Origin of the sequence: Providencia rustigianii DSM 4541, assembly GCF_000156395.1 — a bacterium.
GTDB lineage: Bacteria > Pseudomonadota > Gammaproteobacteria > Enterobacterales > Enterobacteriaceae > Providencia > Providencia rustigianii.
The window spans coordinates 822-18,730 of the sequence record NZ_GG703817.1; the positions used below are offsets into that span (position 1 = coordinate 822).

Here is a 17,909-nt window from a genome sequence, read left to right on the forward strand (position 1 = left end):
ACAATCGCTGCCCATTGTTCCGATGAAAAACCATCTAATAATTGCTTTAACCAGTAAAACGTTGAACCTGTCGAGGCAGCATAGGAGGCGCCAGTCGTTAATTTATCCATACGCATATACCACCCCCTACGGAGTGCCCGATATTTAGTTAATAGAAAGCCACCAGCAATAGCAGCTAGATTTAGATTAATGAATTTAATCAGTATTTGAGATAAGTTAGAGGTTCAGCCCTATGCGACTTGCCGAAGGGATGGCTGATTAACTTCGGTGGAGAATAAATATGAGTTATAAGTTTGAAGATATTGATGATAGTTCAATAAGTCTAGACCCACAAAAAATGGCTAGCGCTACAGCGATTTTGTTTCCTTTATTAGCCCATATAGCGACAAACAATGATCGAGAAAAAATTGAGGAGCTATATAAGTTGTTCGACTTAGCCTTAGAGTGGAATAAAGAAACAACATGCCATGATCAAATTGCTTTAATTGCCAAATCAACTAAGTTCTTTTTAGACGGAAATGATTAGAATCATCAGCATTCACTTCAAGAAAGCCATCTTTACCCTTTAATCGGCATAAAACATGGGCTTTATTAGGGTGACCAAGGTTAGGTGTGTCTGATTGCTCGCAGGTCGCTACCTTTTGCATGTCAGCGATCTGCATTTTCATAAGAGTGATTTCACTGGATTGCGCGGACACCAACTCTTTCAGGCTCATAAGCTCTGCGCGCAACATATCAATACTCATAACTACCTCTCTTAAACGAAAAAAGGCTACACAATGGCAGCCTTGGATTATTTTTTATTGAGTTACTTCAGCCAGAACGGAAATGCAATAAACAGCAATATAAACACAGTTAGCATCATGACCTTTTGAAGCGCACCGAATATAGCCATATATAACCATCCAATTTAGTAGCCTTTTATTATTGTCATTTAAATGTAGCTATTATTGGCTAATTGTAAACATCCAATAAAAAAGCCGCACTAGGCGACTTATTGAAATTTAACTTAAGATATTGGCGTATATTGGCGTTTTCAAATAGTTACATTGAATTACTAACTATCCGAAAATTCCGGAGGATTGGAGTTAATGCCCATTGTTACCAGTATTCGGTTCTTCCCTCAGATTTTGGGGGGAATTAAATAGTTATTGTGAAGGCAAAAGCTGAACTCCTTCATGACTAGATTTTCAGTTTAAGTCTTACAGCAACCGCCTTATATACTACTCAGCCATCGTTCGCTTATTTGCCAATCAGCACTGACATTCTCCACAATGAAAACCCTACTCGCTGCAATCTCGCTATGTGCAAGATAGAGGCTAGCAAATAGAGTTATCATTATAAAGACACTCATTAAAAAGTGCTCTTACTCCTTCGGTTTTAACCTTTCGGAATTTGCAAAGTACAATGCAACAACCAGTATCAGTATTGTGATCGAGTATACGATAAACAATTGAGGATTTTTGTGTTCAACGACAATAAGTCGAATTACCGCAGTAATCGCAATATAGATAAAATATTGCAATGGAAAATGATAATTAGACTGAAAATACTTGATAATTAGAGCAATAAACTCAAAATATAAAAAATAAATGATAAGCCCATCAATGAGAAGGTAAATTGACGAAGAATTGCTAACCGCAAATAAAAATGCGGCCAATACTACGGTTTCTTTGATTAAAAAGATAATTAATATAGCTGCGAGTAAAAGTAATGCAGCACTGCTAACCCATTGCAATGTTCTACTAATTAGCTTTGATTGACTCAATCCAGACACGATACCCCCTCAGGATCTTAACCTTTATACATTAGTTAGTGGGGTCATTGAATATACGATGGTCCGCCATCGAGGCATCGAACCTCGACTCTTAGCCTTAATTAGGCTAAATACTCTTCCAGTTGAGTTAATGGCGGAATAGACTTACTTTAGCCAATCTAGCGTTACGTAGATCACTAAAAACATAAGCGTAATGATAAAAACATTTTTGATGAACCTAAAAATACAGTCATAAATAATAGACCTTGCCATGGCTTTTCCTTAGGTATTTTCCCGTCGGATACCACATCTATTTTTTAGATAAAAACTTGCGATTGCAAGGCTTGCTGTTTATAGCAATGAGGTATGCTGTATTAAACACCATAACACACATATCGGTAGGATGCGCGATTAATAATAAAAAACCCCCGCACGGTGACGAGGTTTCATTCTATAAGTTAGGTGACAACGTATTCACTCTTATCACACTAGCATTGATTTTGCGTAGCGCACTAATACTTTTTCACTATCCACCGTGTTTTGTTTCCCCATAACTTCACTATCCATTTCTAAAACTACACCAATCATGGCTAAACACCCATCAACAAACCCTTCCGCTACTTGCATCATCTGGCGAACTCGCCCCTCGCTAACCTTTAATTTTTTTGCAATGCCGCGCTTTGATACACCATACAAATAATGCATAACTATCAGTTCTAGTTCTTCATCTTTTCTAACCGCTTTTAATTTAGCAATGACACTATCAATAATAATTCCATCATTGTCAGTACATGAAAGCCTAGGAGCCTCTTTATTTGAGATCAACCCCTTAAATCCAGCTGCAATATGCGAATAATCTACACCGGGGTTATTACTTGCCCAGCCCGCCCACTTTTCTAAAACTAACTGAATATCTCTCATGCAATAATCTCCACTGCGTTCCGCACAACGCATCAACCAAATACACCCAAACCGATTGACCGGTCGAGAAATTTAAATAACAAAACTAACTGGCTACCATTTTCTTGTTCCCACCCTTTAGGATCCTTGTGTAACTCGCTGTGGTGAACTCGACATAATGGGATAGTGAACAAGTCATGGGCCTTTGTACCTATGCCACCTTGTCCATAGCCGATAATATGATGGGCATCGTCCGCAGTGGCGCCACAAGCACAGCAAGGCTGTGATTTAACCCATTGCAGATATTTCACACTCTCCCAGCGCTGAAGCTTTGGTAATTTCATAAAGCTTGCTGGTGGCTCAGCGTCTATGGTTAAATTTAATACAGGTTTTGATACCAGTTCACCATTCACCTCGTCGCTGAAGTTATGTTGAGAAGAAGAGATTAAACCCGAGGGTTGATGCTTTAATTCATCAGGTAATGTCGTGATCAGCATTCTGCCACTAAACATACCTAGGCTCGCTCCTGGTTTAAACATCACTGCCTTCACTTCTGGAATGATGATTGGAGTTAATATCCATTGATGAATCATGCTGATTTTCCCCCTTCCGTATTAAGAGGGTGTATCTCAATTTCAAACCGACCACCTTTGACTACTTCACACCATTCAATGATTGCGCGCCTAACCTGAACGTCATCACTCCAAACACCCGCATACGTTAATGCATCAAAAGGTGCTTTTAAGTAATTATCGATATCCATTCGACGTTTTGATGGTGGGTACATCTTTACAGTGACAGATACATGCTCAGTGATTGCCTTTGGTCTTTTGCGTAGCTGCTCATACACGGCAGCTATTGCATTAGCTCTGAACTTGCGCCCTTTTTCGCTAATGAGGGTCTTTTTGCCAACGTGTCGCCAGTATGTGTTTACGCTTGGCGGGAACGGCAGAATAAAAGTGATTGGGTTACTCATTGGCTACCACCTTATTCCAGATTTTTACAGCTTCTGGTTTATCGTTTATCGCTGGACCTTTCGCACCGCAACTATGGCAATAAACATAAAACCAAGTGCGGTACTCAAGTGTTTCGATGTGTAGATCTTCACTTCCGCACCTACATTGATGGATTTCTGGCATCTTGTTTTTCACTTTCTAACTCCTGCCAGCAATCTATCTAGCTGTTTAAGTGAATGATTCCCCATATCGCCGATGTTGGCTTTTTCAACAACCTTAATCCCACTTTCGAATTGAAGCTCACCTTCACACTTTTTGATTTCACTCACTTTTTTAGGCTTTGCTGGTTGATCAAGCTTAAATTTCACCTGCTTTAACTTAGTAATTGCAAATGCATCTACTACGTAATGATTGAGGATAGCCCCCTTGCCATTTACTTTTTTGCGACCGGTTAGCTTAACGCAATCCAAACTGCACAGGAGTTTAACTAGATATCCAGCAACACTGCGCCTGAACCCGCATAAATTTTGTACATGATTGAAGTTGAACTGATCTAGATGGCGAACTCCCTTGATAAGTTCAACGCATCGAATGTATGTGCCATCCATTATGCTGCCACCCCCATTTTTTTAGCTAGCCACTGCGCTTGTTCTATGAATGCTTTCCCACGCTGCTCTAACTCTTCACGATTGATGTAATCAAATGCTTTTCCAGTCCACGTTTTATCGAAAACAACTATGGCCCCAGCAAACATTGCGCCAGATGGCTTTTGTTTTTCATCAGCTGGGTTGAACCACTTAGGAACGTCAAATCCTATGCGCCCACGAATAAAACAAATGTGATCCGCATTTTGTGGCCACCAGCTTTCACTTGTTGCTGCTTTCAATAAAAAGACATAACGCCCACCTTTTTCACGCATCGCTGAAGCGTAATTCATAATATGAATAACGCCTGTGATAGCCTGTTTGTCGTGATATGAAGGTCTTGAATATGGAGGATTACCAAAGGCTACACCGCCGATTTCTTTTAGTTTTTCCGACCAATCTTGAATGAGTGCATTGTCTTCTGCCGTGTAAAAGTGAGGTGCTTTGCTATTTTCACCATCAGTAAATAAATCTAGCGTGAATGGTCCATAGATTGCGTTAGCGCCGTACACCAGATTTTCGGGAGATTGCCACTGATCGCCGATTTCATTTAATTTGTGTAATGACTTTTCTTTCAATGCATTGAGGTTTTGAATATATTTATTCATCAAATAGTCCCTCGCTGCTGGTGGGGCTTTGCAAACATACGAATGCGCTTGTAACGTTGCTGAACATTGAAATGCTCTGATACTGAACTTAAGTGATTGAATTTTTTACAGGCAACCAAACCGCGTCGAGAGTCATTCCAGCAACCTCGCAATTCACGAATAACCCACCAACGGCGCAGCTGATGCAACATGGCGACAATGCCAAAAACGTTAGTACCGTAGATTTTTTTAGCTTCACTGCGCATCATGCTGTCCTCCTAAGCGCTGTTCACATTCATTCCAAATACTTACCCATTTCTTTTGCGCCCAATCCGGTTGCATACGCTTAACACCCGCATTGCTTGCCTCTCTACAAACCAATATCTCAAGTTCCGATGGGTTTCTAATTGGCAACGACTGACTTAAAAAACGCTTGTAAGCTTTGTCGCATTCTGGATTGTGGGCTGCTGCTTGCTTTTTCGCAGTGTGTGGGCTTTCTTGGCTCTTAACTGTTAGGGTGTCAAAATGCTTGCGCAGGCTTTTCGTGCTTAAAATATTTTTGTGCCAGAAGGAATCCCGGCTAGCCCAATCAAACAACGCACAGATTTGCTCATGTGTGCGACCATCAATTTCACGCATCAAGCGAATATCATTAGCCCAGTCAAACCACTTAGGGGCTTTCTGAGTTGAGTTAATCACTTGAACTCGCTTAAACATCCACTGGGCTGTCTCTAAATCCTCAAGCGTTCCCCACAGCTGACCATTCGCACTCGATACCGCTGAACTTAAATTTTTATTAGAAATATCATTCTCAGCCTTGTCGCTGGATTCGTTAGAATTCTGCGACGAAGGGGTTTTATTGATCTGTAAGTTTTTATCTGAGTTAAGATCTGTATAAAGATAGGAATCCGCATCTTCGACGTTTCCATGATTCTGCATTTCTGCGGTTTCCATTCCGCAGTTTCGACGATTCGAATCGTCACTTTCGACGTTTTCATTCCGCACTTTCGACGTTTCAGAAATTGACGGGAAAATCATTGAGATAAGCGCATTTCCATCTAATTTATAATGCGTCACTGGAGTGCCATTGACTTTCTTGGTTTTCGTTTCAATGATGCCCGGGAAGTATTTCTTGCGCAGTTTATCCACTAATCGACGTGATTGTTCTTCACCCGATAAGCCTTTAATCTCGTCAGCCAGTTCCTCATGACTCTTATAAAACCAACCGTCGCCTGCACTGGATGAAATACCAGACCAAAACACAAGTTGATTAAGCACAGCTGCTAGCGCATGCGCCTGCTGATCCCCTTTGAAGAATTCAAGATAAGGCACAGGAATAACAATTACGTTTTTATGCCCTGACATAGCCTGAACGATGTCAAATGTATTTGTCATGCCTTCACCTGCTTGCTTGCATTAAAATCACCTACCAGCCACTCGACAAACTTGTAGTTGGTTTCTTGGTAACCATTTGATAATTTAATCTCATAGACGAAACGGTTACCGCGTATTGAAGCTCGTACTTGCGGATGACTCGTTAAATTTGCTAAGCTACTCATGCTAATTACTCCACAAATGTTTTTAGCAACCGACGCCTCGGACCGCATATCTGGGGCGTCACCCTTTCTGGCGTTACTCATCATTTTTTAATCCCATAAACAGTTTTCAGTGATTCAATAAATCCCGCTGCATAACCAAAGACTTTGGCAAGCTTGCGATCTATCGCTTTAATCTCTTCTTCACTCAGAGAACCATCAGAAATACTGTCTTTGATGAGGATGGATAGAGCCCCTTGCATAGCGCCTAGGTTCATCCGAATCTCAAATAATTCAACTTCATCAAGATTCTCAGCCTCAACTTTCATTGCTGGCACCATGTCATGACGATTCATGTGGTATTCCACCAGCAACTTAGTGCCTGACAATTCTTCCATCGCTTCCAACTCATCACTTTCAAAGAAACGGCAGCCGTTCTTCTCATACAGCTTATTGTTGAAAGTAGTCTCAGAAATACCCAAAGCACCCGACATCGCAGAACGACCACCGGGAAATGCCTTGCACATTTCTTTCACGACTTCTTTTAGTGTTTGTTTGCACATATCTACAATTCCGTTGTTTTGTTGGTAGTTAACGTTGTTAGTTGTTATTTGTAGAATCTCCCCGTTGTTATGGGTAGAGATCTGGACGCAATGTATTTCGTGAAACCCCTGATGCTCGTTCAACTATTAGCACCTTGTCTGCCGGCACTCTTTTGTTTCTGTTCAGCCAGTTCCAGATTTGTTGCTGCTTTACTGGTTTATTTGAAATGTCACTAATACGTTTTGCTAATTGAGTCTGCCCGCCTGTTGCATCAATTGCCTTTTGCAATCCGATAACACACGACTCGACAATTGAGTTACCCATAACTCCCCCTTAAGTTGTAAAAAACAACTTTAGAGTAATTCAAAATAACAACTTTGACAACTTTTAGATGTTGGAAATTACAACACTTAAAGTTGTAAAATGTCGAATCAATGGGAGGGATCACAATGTCTATAGCTAAACGGTTGTTAGATGCACGAATAAAAGCCGGGATGAGCCAGGCAGATTTGGCAGAAAAAGTCGGAGTTAGTCAGCAATCCATTCAAAAGATTGAAGCAGGTCAAACAAACTCACCTCGTAGAATTTCTGATATTGCCAAGGCTGTTAATGTTTCAGCTCAATGGTTGCAATTCGGCACCAGAGATGGGAATGGGTTAAAAACAGAATTTGAAGTAAAGGAATGGGAAGATATCCCTAATTGTAGCGATGTAGACTTTGTGGACATACCAGTGCTTGATATTGAACTAGCCGCAGGAGGTGGATCTAATGCTGAGATTATTGAATCAGAAGAATACACCTACCCATTCAGAAGGGATGAATTGCGTAAATATGGCGTCTCTGCAAGCAACGCAAGGATTGTAAAAATAATTGGTAATAGTCTTTATCCTGTGCTGAATAGCGGGGATCTAGTTGCCGTTGACGTCAGTAAAAGAGACATTAAAGATGGTGACCTTTATGCAATTAGGGATGGGGTGCTGCTGCGCGTAAAAATATTAGTATATCGCCCTGATGGCGGGATAATAATTCGCAGTTTCAATAAAGATGAGTATCCAGATGAGCAGCTGCCACGAAATGAAGCAGCTGCCAGAGTGCATGTGATTGGGCGGGTATTCTGGTCATCTAGAAGCTGGTAATGACCTCATTAATATATCTTCTGTTGTGATTTTTATTATAGACTTACCCTGATCTCTGTCCTCTATTGCTTTCTCGATTTTTCTCCCATGGCTGGAATATTTCCAGTCTCGGGAGGATAGAGCGCCGATTACTAAGTAATCTGATGTTAGGGTTACCTTATCGGAGATATGCCCACCAGCCTCTTCTATCATGCTAGCAATGACGGAGCGCTTCCCTGATAGGAAATTCCCTGTCAAGCAAATCGCCTTGCCTGAGATGTCTATCAAGTCAATCTCATCACAAGGGAGATTGCAAGATAGCCCATCAACTATGCCACTATCTAAATCGGTACCCGAAAAATCCACTAATGCTTGATATAGAATGGCGCTTTCCTGTTCGTCGATAACTCCATCTGCCAAGATCGATTTTACTAATTCATAAAGATGCTTTCCGGGGTAATTCCGCTTCAACATGCCGTTTTGAGTTAGCCACCAATCAAGATACTTAACTTCATCGTTGGTTAGTTTTTTATCTGATACAACCCCTTTACATAACCCATTGAGTAGATTTATGTCCGATTCTAAGGAGAATAAATCTATTGCAGGCATGTCCATAATGGAACGCTGAACGCCCACTAAAAATTGCTTTAACTCCTTTCTTTCCTCGGTGCTTATAACTCCATCCCCAAGCACTTGGTTTATCTTGTTCTGCAATAATTCAACAAACGAATTATTCGATATAACCTCTGAATCTGATAGCCATGTGGTCAAATAAACCACTTCCGAATCAGAGAGGTCACCATCCGATAGCACTCCATCAATGATAGAAATTAGGTTTGCAAATAACTTGTCACGATTTCTTTTGTAATTAAACGCCGGGTTGATATCCATACTCTCTCCTATTTTCTCTATCCTTTAATTTTCTTTAACTTAAATCAAACAACATAAAGTTGTTGACTTTGAGTTTAAATACAACTAAATTACAACTTAAGGATGTTTTGGACGGTTATTTTTATAAACAACTTTGACAACTTAGGAGAACCTCATGCAACCCAATTCAAATGAACCAATCGTAACTTTTAGTGTGCCAATGTCGCAGGAAGATGCACAGGCGTGGATTCTTCAAAAAGCAGCTGAATTCAATACGCTGGAGTCGCTTAAGGCTAAACAAGCTCAGTTAGAACAAGATAAAGTCGAACTGCAGCGCAAGATTGAAAAGCTCGATGATGAAATTTTCGAGCAGACCGAACGCTGTAAAGTCACTATTAGTGCTTAGTTGATTTAACTTTGTGGAGTAATTAGTGGAATGCTTATTTTAACCCGTCGTGCCGGTGAAACCGTTGTTATTGGTGATGATGTCAAAGTCACTGTTTTGGGAATTAAAGGATGCCAAGTGCGGATTGGCATCGAAGCACCAAAAGATACAAGTATTCACCGCAAAGAAATTTATCTTCGGATCCAAGCTGAAAATAATAATGCCAGTGCTAGTTAGTAGTTATTGATAGTTTTGGTGGCGACCTGAATCTTCCACACTACGAGGATGATGATAATGTTCTGTTCAGTAGCCACCCTTTTTTACATCACACATAAGACCGCTGATATTTAGTCAGTTCATACGGGTAAATATGTCTAATCAATATTAGCGGTCTTATCTGTGGAGTAATAACCTTTAATGAGGATCAACTCATGAGTGAAGATAAAAAAACAAATGTACCGGAATTCCTTGGGGAATTAGATGGTGGTGTATTTGAAAATAAAGTTTCAGCTGTATTAAATGATGTTGCATTAGGCGTTTTAAATAACGGTGGAAAAGGGAAAGTTATTATTGAAATGGATATTTCCCGCCTGAATAACTCAATTGAAGAAAAGCGAGTTATGATTTCCCATAAACTTAAGTTTTCTGCGCCAACACCTCGAGGCAAGCGCTCTGAAGAAGACACCACCGAAACGCCGATGTATGTCAATAAAGGCGGTAAGCTTTCAGTTATGCAAGAAGATCAGGGGCAATTATTCGCTATCAATGGCGACCCTGATGGAAAATTAAGACAAGTTAATTAAATTCTTTTTTTATTTAAATACCAATCTTTAAAAATACTTTATTAAATAAGTAGGAGCTTTTATGTCTCAATTAAATGGTGATGCTATTTCTCAAATTACGGAACTAGCTATTTCTGGTGTTCGCTTAAATGCTGTTGAAAATATGCCATGTCCAGCAGTAGCCGTACCAAATGGTTTAGAAATTGTTAATTTAGAACGATATCAAAATGGCCGTTATCGCTTTCGTGGTTCATTAAAAACCACCAGCATTAATGATTTTGTTAAATATAGTGTTGGGTATTCTGACGCTCTTGGTGTCCGTTGTTTTATCGATGCTGAAGATATGACAGCAAGAACTATCTTTAACTTAGGCACTATTGAACATCCTGGTCATGCTGATAACTCTGCACTTATCGTACTGAAAAAGACGTCGCCTTTTTCTGCTGTGCTATCAGTAAATGGGCGCAAGCAAGGTCAGAAAGAACTTGCTGAGTGGTTAGAAGATTGGCGCGATCACTTATTAGCATTCGATGCTGACGGTAATGTTTTAGATATTAAGCAAGCAATTGGTGCTGTTCGCCGAATTACGATCGAATCAAGTCGTTCTTCAGATCATGAAGATAGTGATTTCTCAGCGCGACGTTCTGTGATGGAAAATGTCGAAGCGAAAAGTAAAGACATTATGCCAGCTGCTTTTGAATTCAAATGCACTCCATATGATGAATTACAAGAACGAGCAATTAAGCTGCGCTATAGCATTTTAACCTCACAAGATACACCAGCACTGGTGCTTCGTATTGTTCAACTTGAAAACCTTCAGGAGCTAATGGCTCAAGAATTTCGCGACATTCTTTCTGCTAAATTCGAAGAAACTCAGATCGAAACATTCATTGGGAATTTCTCAGCTTAATTAATTTATGCGTCACTGATCTGGTGGCGCTATTTATCATGTGGAGTAATTATGTCTTATATCTCAACTTTTACTGGCAAGCATTTCGACTTCATTAATATCTGTGCGGAAGATATTTCTATCGAAGATATTGCACAGGGCTTATCTAACGAATGTCGCTTTGCTGGTCAAATTGACTCTTTCTATTCCGTGGCTCAACACTCTGTTTATGTTAGCCAGCTTGTACCGCCAGAGTATGCGCTGGAAGCATTATTGCATGATGCTGCTGAAGCTTATTGCCGTGACCTGCCAACGCCATTAAAAGCATTGCTACCGGAATACAAGGCTATCGAAAAGACTATTCAGTCTGTTATTTGCGATAAATGGAACTTGCCAGCAGTGATTAGTGATGTTGTTCACTATGCTGACCTGACAATGCTTGCAACAGAACGCCGTGATTTAGATGTGGATGGCAAAAATCTATGGGCGATTTTGGAGGGTATCCCTGCTAGCGATTTAATCAATGTAAATCCATTATTACCCATTCAGGCTCGAGCCATGTTTGTTCATCGTTATAACCAATTGACCGGGATTACTCCTGAGTATGACGCCGATCTAAAGCTTGAAGAAATCTACGGTTATGGCGCTTACGGGAAAATCTTCAACGATAAGAAAAATCGATTCTACGATGGCGCTTCTATTCAAACATCACGAGTAATCAATATCGATACTTATCTTGCTGATGGATATATCCAGACAGTTAACTCAGTTTACAGAATTGTTGTGTGAGGTTAAATCGTACCGAGTATTTGTGGTTGAATTTTTAGTCTGCATGCGGGCAGATATGTGGAGGTAATTATGTCTAGAATGGTATCTCTAGAAGCATGGGCAAAACTGGAATTCGGTGATGATGCGCCCAGCAAGCAAGTGTTATTAAAGTATGCGAAAGCGAACATGATGGTACCACCAGCCTTAAAAGTTGGTAAGAAATGGATGGTAGATCGTGATTCCCGCTGGGTGGGTATTGTTTCCAAACCTCAATTACCGAATTGCTCAAACGATAAACTTCAAAGGATATTATCTGATGGCAGCTAGACCCCGCGCTCATAAAATCACTATTCCAAATTTGTATCGGAAATTAGATAAACGAAACGGAAAGGTTTATTGGCAATATAAACACCCGTTAACAGGTAGGTTTCATAGCCTCGGCACGGACGCCGAGGAAGCCGAGCAAGTAGCCGCTCAAGCAAATGTGGTTATAGCTGAACAGCAAACAAAACAAATACTCAGTATCAATGACAGGCTTTCAAATATTAAAAATAAGAAAATTGGCATTAGCGTGTCCAATTGGATTGATAAATATTTAGAAATACAGCAAGAACGAATGGACCAAGGAGAGTTAAAGCTAAACTCATATAAGCAAAAAATTAAGCCGCTAAATCTATTTAAGCAACACTGCGGGATGATGTCCTTAAAAGATATAACTGCGCTTGAAGTCGTTAAAATAACAGACGAAGTAAAGGCGCTCGGGCATAACCGAATGGCTCAAGTAGTCAGATCCGTGATTGTTGATGTGTTTAAAGAGGCTCAGCATGTTGGCCATGTTCCACCAGGATATAACCCTGCTCTTGCAACCAAGAAACCTAGAAGCAAAGTGAAGCGAGAGCGCTTATCGCTGGATGAATGGAAGGCTATCTATCAGCAAGCAGCTATGCACCCTCATTACTTACAGCATGGGATGCTATTAGCTCTAATTACAGGGCAGCGCCTTGGTGATATCACAAAAATGAAATTCTCGGATGTTTGGGATGGAATGTTGCACATTGAGCAAGAAAAAACAGGGACGAAAATTGCCATCCCATTAACGCTGAAGTGTGATGCTATAGAAATGACGCTTGGTGATGTGATCTCCATGTGTAGGGATCTTGTTGTTAGCCCTTACCTACTTCACCATCGCCATTCTATTGCTAGGGGTAAAAAAGGCGGGGCAATATCAAATACCTCATTAACGGCCGCGTTTAAAAATGCACGTAATAAATGTGGAATTACTTGGTCGAAAGGTGCTGAACCAACCTTTCATGAACAGCGTTCTCTTTCTGAAAGGATATATCGAGAACAAGGATTGGATACTCAAAGATTGTTAGGTCACAGGTCGAAAGTAATGACTGATAATTACAACGATGATCGCGGTAAAGAGTGGAAAATTGTCGTAATTTAAAGACTCAAATTTTTAAATGTTTTGGGGAGTATTTTTGGTGGGGTTTTGGGGAAGAAAATAATTGCTTATAAAACAAACAGAAACACCATAACACTCCTTATGCGTTTAATCATAATAAGAAAATCGATATTTTAATAAATCAATATATACAATAAGTTAAAAACAGATAAAAAATATTATCGAAATAAAACATTAATTTAATTTACGTGTAATAAAAAACTCTTCTGGTATACATATGCATTTTATGCATGTATATAAAACAGTGATTGGCAAACTTAAAGGATAAAATATGGATACAGGCACCGTTAAGTGGTTTAACAATGCGAAAGGCTTTGGCTTTATTTGCCCATCAGATGGCGGAGAAGATATTTTTGCTCATTACTCCTGCATTCAAATGGAGGGGTACCGCACACTCAAGGCAGGGCAAAAAGTCAATTTCAGTGTAATCATCGGTCCTAAAGGAAACCATGCTAACGTCATTATTCCCGTTGTGGAAAGTAATGAAGCAATCAAACAACTCGTTGAATAATGATTGAGTAATAGAGCACAGTTAATTATTTTTAAGGGGTAAATAATTAACTGTGGCTATTAGGTATTAAGATAAGTTGCAAAATAAACGATTATTAGTCTGCATCCTGTAAATGCTTCATATCCCCATAAAGTTGGGTCAATAATTGGTACTGTTCCAAATCATAGAAAGAGCATTTACCTTCGCCAAATTCTTTTGCTACCTCAATGATAAACTTCACTGAAGCTGCAATATCAACCTCGTGACTGGATCCGGTAGAACATCCAGGAACAACCGTTTCAGTACAAATCGCAACACCCACTACTGGTGCAAGTGTCGAAACTGCAGGCTGCATGATGCTATTAATATGATGAAGTCCATTACCATAAGGCGTAATATCTTGAATTGACAATGGAAAAGTCACCGCATTTTGCCCACTGCTCCACTCCATTAAGCGTAATAAATCTTCAGATACAGGCAAGATATAACCCGCTTTAACGGTGGGCGAAAGCGCATAGCCTTTATGATTTAACAGTCGATTGCCTTTGGTGGTATCGACTGACAAAATCGCATCCGCTTCAGGGATCCCTTCATATTGATTCATGGTCTGATCTTCAAGAGGAGAATCCATAAAATCAACTGGCGTATGTGGGCGGGTCGGTGCATTTGGACAAATATGCGTGGTGATAATCACATCGCCCAGTAATTTATCGCCTCGTTGCTGCATCTGTGCAAGCTTCAATCCTGCGGTGATCGCGGCAATTGCACCATCAGCATCTGAGACGACACCAACACGAGAAGGTCGTGCACCAATTCCCCCTAAGCGCCCAATAATACCTAATGTTGGTGCTTGATAACCTTTGGATTTACCTTGAGTTCCGGGGATGGTAATGCGGATAAAGTCACTTTGACCTTTACTGTCTGTCACTGTTGTTGAGGTGACTTGTACGGCGGGAAAATCTTGGAACAATTTAACAACATCATTCCCACTAACATTTGCACAATCGAGCAGCTCATAAACGCACAGAGTTTGCTTTAGAGTCATTGTACTTCCTTTAATTCTAATTATTTTTTTAGATAGTTTTAGGGCTACTAAGATACCAAAGGGGTATCCGTTCGCCCTGAAAGATTTTAACAAGCGTTAAAACCTTATTTCCTGGTGAAGGCGTATTCACGCACTTTGAATGATATTTAATTATTATTTACTGCGGGTACTCACTACATACTTATGGTGTCTTTACTACTTTTCTTACAAGTATTACCAGTCTTTCACTACTTGGCACTACGTTCTAGCCAATAAGGGTCTCCAACCATACATCCTAGGTAAGAAGCCTTACGGCAAAGATCTTGAGATAGCTGCTCAATAACCTCTTCGGTCATTTGAGATGCTGGAAGACTTAAGCACAAAGCATATAATGTACTTTGTGATGGGTCATAAACTGTACTGGAAACTGAAGCAACTCCAGCAACTGACTCATTGACCGAAAATTCCCAGCCACGCGCTAAAATAATATTCATGCGCTCATCGAGGCTAGCTTGTTGTTCTTCCGACTCTAACTTAATTAATTCTGCGCGTTCATGTACAGGCAATCTCGCCAATAAAGCGCGTCCTGTTGAGGTTCCAGCGATCGGTAAACGGGTACCAGGCTGAGTAATTACCTGTAACATGCTATTGCCGATTCTGGCATGAACCACACGAACTTTGTCTTCATCTAACGCCGAAACATAGCTAGTAAATCCGGAATCTTTCGTCAGGCTATCAAGAGCTTCAAGTGCCATATCAATCAGATGATTCATGCCTCTGGCTCGATGCGCAATCTCCATAACCAATAAACCGGGACGATAAATCGGCGCATTACTCTTTTTTTCTAACAGCCCTAGCTCCGCCATTTGCTTTAATAAGCGAGATGCAGAGCTTTTTGGCATCCCCAACTCATTCACTAATGTTGTCACCGTTAGCTCATTACCTGAACGTAAAAACAGGCGATAAACATCAACGACGCTAGATAAAATACTCATACCTGAGTTTCCTGAATCAGTAAGCCATAACGTTGTGGCTTTCTATCCCTTAAATAAGGCACACTCAATCGAGTATGTGCCTGAAGACGAAAATCAACTTCACCTATTAATAGCGCTTCGCCATCACAGGTCGCTTCGCATAGAACTTGTCCACGTGGACCCAGTACTTTGCTGCCACCAAATAGATGTAAATCTTCTTCACTCCCCCAGCGATTTACCGCAAGGAGGTGAGTTCCATTTTCCAATGCTCGACATGCCGTATTGATATCCCACATATCCCGATCCTGAACACACCATGCAGATGGTGCAATGAGTAACTCAGCACCTTGCAGGGTAAGAATACGAGCAACTTCAGGGAAACCCATGTCATAACAAATCATGATACCGACTTTGCCTATTGGGGTATCAAATACAGGGAAACTATCCCCGTTTTTAAACCACTGCTTTTCGATACCAAAGGCATGAACTTTACGGAATACGCCGCTAATCGTTTTACAACCGGGATTCCATAGCCCAACAGAGTTATAAACTTCGCCGAGGTAACTTCCTCGTTCTGCAAACCCAGCAACAATAGAGAGATTTAAGCGGGAAGCTAACTCACTGAATAAACAATAAGTTTCGCTTCCTTCGGAATCACTGAGATCCCATAACTTATTGGATAACAAATCGCCGCGATAACCCGTTGTTGCCAATTCAGGAAAGCAAATTAATTTAGCCCCCTGAGCTGCCGCTTGCTCACATAATTGAGCCATGCGTTGCAAATTACGTTGTTTGTTACCCAGCTCAGAATCAAACTGGGCTAATGCCACTTTAACTCTGTTATCTGTCATCCTGTGTTCCTTAATCTAAGTGAGATACTTGGCGAAAATGGACGTTATCTTGTTTACGCGCCTTCGCGAACCAACTCATCGCAACCCAGTAAACAATGGCACCGGTTAACAATGAATTAAGTGCTGGAACACCAATATCTGCACCAAATGGACCTAATGCCGAGGTTCCCCATCCGACAAGCACAGCCAAACACCATGCAATTAAGGTAATTGGGTTATAAGCTTCACAACGAGTTGGTAAAATCCCCTGTTCACGGGTGATATCCAACTCTTTTCTCTCGCGTTTTAATATGTAGTAATCAACCACCATAATGCCGGCAACCGGTGGGATTGAAATGCCGAGATAAATTAAGAAACTGATAAAGTTATCCAAGATACCTAGCATTGATGCGATGGTACCGAAAATACCAATTACCCATGTTAAATAACGGCGGTCAAAACGTTTATTAAAAATAGCGTTAAGTAATGTTGTAAAACCAAGGGATGAAGAATAGAGATTGATATCGTTCATTTTAATTGTTGAGAAGATAACAATCGATGCACCAAGCAACCCTGTTAACGCCATCATCAAATCAAATACTTGACTAGTGCGTAGTGCAAGAGCCATCAATACCGCAATCATGTTGACGAACAGTTCGCCACAGAAAGTGCCGATCAAAGTCATCCAGAAAACATCTTTAGGCTTATGCATAAAGCGGCTGATGTCTGGTGTCGTGACGGCTGAAATAATAAACCCACCAGCAACCATGGTGATTGCAGCTGGCATAGTCATTAACGGCCCGGCGGGTTCAGTGGCATTAATCAGTGCGCTAATGTCCTGACCTGATAATAAATTATAAGTTGCCCAGCCTAATGCGAATAAAAATAGCGGTGTTGAGATATTGGCGGTAATAGATAAAAATCGATACCCATATACCGTAATAACTGTCACCGCAATACCTGTAATAAGCGACCAGGTCCCTGGTGTTAGCACGTTAGTCGCTTTATACATTCCATCTGCGAAGAAACCATTTTGGACGCCGAACCACCCCATTAAGGAGATAGCAATCGCTCCCCCAATTAATGCTGAGCCCAACTTTCCAAAACCAGCCCACCGAGACAGTAGACTGATTGACATTCCTTCGCGACAAGCAGCCGCCCCTAAACCCCAACTTACAACTTGTAAAATTACGGAGCCTAGCATGGTCGCCCAAAACGCCTGCCAAAACGTTAATCCATATCCAAGAGCTGCACCTAACATCACTTGCGAAACGCAAGCCAGTGAGCCAATTCTAAGAATTAATACTTCATAAAACGGTCGACGAGCACTTTGGGGTACTCGAGCCAGAGAATAATCTTCACCTGCTTTATTTGCCATGTTCAACGCCTGCTG

The 17,909-nt window shown here is 40.8% G+C and carries 26 protein-coding genes, 1 tRNA gene and 2 pseudogenes; 10 read left to right on the top strand and 19 right to left on the bottom strand.

The annotated features are described in order from the left end of the window. Positions 1–116 (bottom strand): lysis protein S (locus PROVRUST_RS19050; RefSeq protein ID WP_006812600.1); only part of this gene is annotated, 116 nt, incomplete at its 3' end. A 164-nt stretch (positions 117–280) separates the two neighbouring features. On the opposite strand from PROVRUST_RS19050, the gene PROVRUST_RS00010 reads away from it, so the two are divergent. Continuing rightward, on the top strand, positions 281–526 hold the full coding sequence (locus PROVRUST_RS00010) for a hypothetical protein (protein WP_006812601.1): 246 nt from the start codon (positions 281–283) through the stop codon (positions 524–526). Here the strand turns inward: PROVRUST_RS00010 and PROVRUST_RS00015 are convergent. From PROVRUST_RS00015 to PROVRUST_RS00075, 13 genes and pseudogenes are all read right to left on the bottom strand, one after another. After that, entirely contained in the window at positions 498–746 is a 249-nt protein-coding gene (locus PROVRUST_RS00015; protein ID WP_039853958.1) for a hypothetical protein, read from the bottom strand. The genes PROVRUST_RS00010 and PROVRUST_RS00015 overlap by 29 nt on opposite strands. A gap of 620 nt (positions 747–1,366) precedes the next feature. Beyond that, positions 1,367–1,777: a phosphate-starvation-inducible protein PsiE gene (gene psiE, locus PROVRUST_RS00020; protein WP_006812603.1), complete on the bottom strand. Its 411-nt coding sequence runs from the start codon at positions 1,775–1,777 to the stop codon at positions 1,367–1,369. Positions 1,778–1,836: 59 nt separating this feature from the next. After that, positions 1,837–1,914 (bottom strand) — tRNA-Asn (locus PROVRUST_RS19690). Positions 1,915–2,239: 325 nt separating this feature from the next. Next, positions 2,240–2,677, bottom strand: coding sequence for an antiterminator Q family protein (locus tag PROVRUST_RS00025; RefSeq protein WP_172459964.1), 438 nt, complete (start codon positions 2,675–2,677; stop codon positions 2,240–2,242). Between the two features lie 32 nt (positions 2,678–2,709). Beyond that, positions 2,710–3,054: pseudogene (locus tag PROVRUST_RS20050) on the bottom strand (DUF968 domain-containing protein); the annotation flags it as partial. Between the two features lie 191 nt (positions 3,055–3,245). Then, a complete protein-coding gene (locus PROVRUST_RS00035; RefSeq protein ID WP_006812606.1) occupies positions 3,246–3,632 on the bottom strand; it encodes a RusA family crossover junction endodeoxyribonuclease in 387 nt (128 codons plus the stop codon). Between the two features lie 171 nt (positions 3,633–3,803). Beyond that, positions 3,804–4,220, bottom strand: a complete 417-nt coding sequence (locus tag PROVRUST_RS00045) for a hypothetical protein (protein ID WP_006812608.1) — start codon at positions 4,218–4,220, stop codon at positions 3,804–3,806. Next, positions 4,220–4,864 (bottom strand): phage N-6-adenine-methyltransferase, encoded by a 645-nt coding sequence (locus tag PROVRUST_RS00050; RefSeq protein WP_006812609.1) that lies wholly within the window; start codon positions 4,862–4,864, stop codon positions 4,220–4,222. The genes PROVRUST_RS00045 and PROVRUST_RS00050 overlap by 1 nt, the downstream gene beginning before the upstream one ends. Next, a complete protein-coding gene (locus PROVRUST_RS00055; RefSeq protein WP_006812610.1) occupies positions 4,864–5,112 on the bottom strand; it encodes a hypothetical protein in 249 nt (82 codons plus the stop codon). The genes PROVRUST_RS00050 and PROVRUST_RS00055 overlap by 1 nt, the downstream gene beginning before the upstream one ends. Continuing rightward, a complete protein-coding gene (locus tag PROVRUST_RS00060) occupies positions 5,099–6,238 on the bottom strand; it encodes a hypothetical protein (protein WP_006812611.1) in 1,140 nt (379 codons plus the stop codon). Before PROVRUST_RS00060 ends, PROVRUST_RS00055 begins: the two co-directional genes overlap by 14 nt. Further along, the gene (locus PROVRUST_RS20445) at positions 6,235–6,402 is read right to left on the bottom strand and encodes a hypothetical protein (protein ID WP_169305262.1); all 168 of its coding nucleotides are present in this window, start codon (positions 6,400–6,402) and stop codon (positions 6,235–6,237) included. The genes PROVRUST_RS00060 and PROVRUST_RS20445 overlap by 4 nt, the downstream gene beginning before the upstream one ends. Before the next feature lie 80 nt (positions 6,403–6,482). Then, positions 6,483–6,941 carry a YmfL family putative regulatory protein gene (locus PROVRUST_RS00070; RefSeq protein ID WP_006812613.1) on the bottom strand — a complete coding sequence of 153 codons (459 nt, stop codon included), beginning with the start codon at positions 6,939–6,941 and terminating at the stop codon, positions 6,483–6,485. Between the two features lie 67 nt (positions 6,942–7,008). Beyond that, positions 7,009–7,245 (bottom strand): transcriptional regulator, encoded by a 237-nt coding sequence (locus PROVRUST_RS00075; RefSeq protein ID WP_006812614.1) that lies wholly within the window; start codon positions 7,243–7,245, stop codon positions 7,009–7,011. A gap of 125 nt (positions 7,246–7,370) precedes the next feature. On the opposite strand from PROVRUST_RS00075, the gene PROVRUST_RS00080 reads away from it, so the two are divergent. Further along, positions 7,371–8,057: an XRE family transcriptional regulator gene (locus tag PROVRUST_RS00080; protein ID WP_119246328.1), complete on the top strand. Its 687-nt coding sequence runs from the start codon at positions 7,371–7,373 to the stop codon at positions 8,055–8,057. On the opposite strand, the gene PROVRUST_RS00085 is transcribed toward PROVRUST_RS00080, so the two are convergent. After that, positions 8,040–8,927: a BRCT domain-containing protein gene (locus tag PROVRUST_RS00085; RefSeq protein ID WP_006812616.1), complete on the bottom strand. Its 888-nt coding sequence runs from the start codon at positions 8,925–8,927 to the stop codon at positions 8,040–8,042. The genes PROVRUST_RS00080 and PROVRUST_RS00085 overlap by 18 nt on opposite strands. A gap of 154 nt (positions 8,928–9,081) precedes the next feature. Here PROVRUST_RS00085 and PROVRUST_RS00090 point away from each other — a divergent pair, with 154 nt between their 5' ends. The 8 genes and pseudogenes from PROVRUST_RS00090 to cspD all read left to right on the top strand — a co-directional run bounded on the left by PROVRUST_RS00090 (position 9,082) and on the right by cspD (position 13,709). Further along, on the top strand, positions 9,082–9,312 hold the full coding sequence (locus PROVRUST_RS00090; protein WP_006812617.1) for a hypothetical protein: 231 nt from the start codon (positions 9,082–9,084) through the stop codon (positions 9,310–9,312). A gap of 30 nt (positions 9,313–9,342) precedes the next feature. Continuing rightward, a complete protein-coding gene (gene csrA, locus PROVRUST_RS00095) occupies positions 9,343–9,528 on the top strand; it encodes a carbon storage regulator CsrA (RefSeq protein WP_006812618.1) in 186 nt (61 codons plus the stop codon). Between the two features lie 194 nt (positions 9,529–9,722). Next, positions 9,723–10,094, top strand: coding sequence for a hypothetical protein (locus tag PROVRUST_RS00100; RefSeq protein ID WP_006812619.1), 372 nt, complete (start codon positions 9,723–9,725; stop codon positions 10,092–10,094). A gap of 61 nt (positions 10,095–10,155) precedes the next feature. Next, positions 10,156–10,983, top strand: coding sequence for a YfdQ family protein (locus PROVRUST_RS00105; RefSeq protein WP_006812620.1), 828 nt, complete (start codon positions 10,156–10,158; stop codon positions 10,981–10,983). Between the two features lie 51 nt (positions 10,984–11,034). Beyond that, positions 11,035–11,550, top strand: a pseudogene (locus tag PROVRUST_RS00110) (hypothetical protein); the annotation flags it as partial. 270 nt (positions 11,551–11,820) lie between these two features. Beyond that, a complete protein-coding gene (locus PROVRUST_RS00115; RefSeq protein ID WP_006662242.1) occupies positions 11,821–12,057 on the top strand; it encodes a hypothetical protein in 237 nt (78 codons plus the stop codon). Further along, positions 12,047–13,180, top strand: coding sequence for a phage integrase Arm DNA-binding domain-containing protein (locus PROVRUST_RS00120; protein ID WP_006662243.1), 1,134 nt, complete (start codon positions 12,047–12,049; stop codon positions 13,178–13,180). Before PROVRUST_RS00115 ends, PROVRUST_RS00120 begins: the two co-directional genes overlap by 11 nt. Before the next feature lie 289 nt (positions 13,181–13,469). Continuing rightward, positions 13,470–13,709 carry a cold shock domain-containing protein CspD gene (cspD, locus tag PROVRUST_RS00125; RefSeq protein WP_006812622.1) on the top strand — a complete coding sequence of 80 codons (240 nt, stop codon included), beginning with the start codon at positions 13,470–13,472 and terminating at the stop codon, positions 13,707–13,709. A 94-nt stretch (positions 13,710–13,803) separates the two neighbouring features. On the opposite strand, the gene PROVRUST_RS00130 is transcribed toward cspD, so the two are convergent. From PROVRUST_RS00130 to PROVRUST_RS00145, 4 genes are all read right to left on the bottom strand, one after another. Continuing rightward, a complete protein-coding gene (locus PROVRUST_RS00130; RefSeq protein WP_039853963.1) occupies positions 13,804–14,733 on the bottom strand; it encodes a DUF1177 domain-containing protein in 930 nt (309 codons plus the stop codon). Between the two features lie 227 nt (positions 14,734–14,960). Then, entirely contained in the window at positions 14,961–15,707 is a 747-nt protein-coding gene (locus tag PROVRUST_RS00135; RefSeq protein WP_006812624.1) for an IclR family transcriptional regulator, read from the bottom strand. Then, the gene (locus PROVRUST_RS00140; RefSeq protein ID WP_006812625.1) at positions 15,704–16,537 is read right to left on the bottom strand and encodes a nitrilase-related carbon-nitrogen hydrolase; all 834 of its coding nucleotides are present in this window, start codon (positions 16,535–16,537) and stop codon (positions 15,704–15,706) included. The genes PROVRUST_RS00135 and PROVRUST_RS00140 overlap by 4 nt, the downstream gene beginning before the upstream one ends. Positions 16,538–16,547: 10 nt before the next feature. Further along, a complete protein-coding gene (locus tag PROVRUST_RS00145; RefSeq protein ID WP_006812626.1) occupies positions 16,548–17,894 on the bottom strand; it encodes a purine-cytosine permease family protein in 1,347 nt (448 codons plus the stop codon). Between the last annotated feature and the right edge of the window lie 15 nt (positions 17,895–17,909).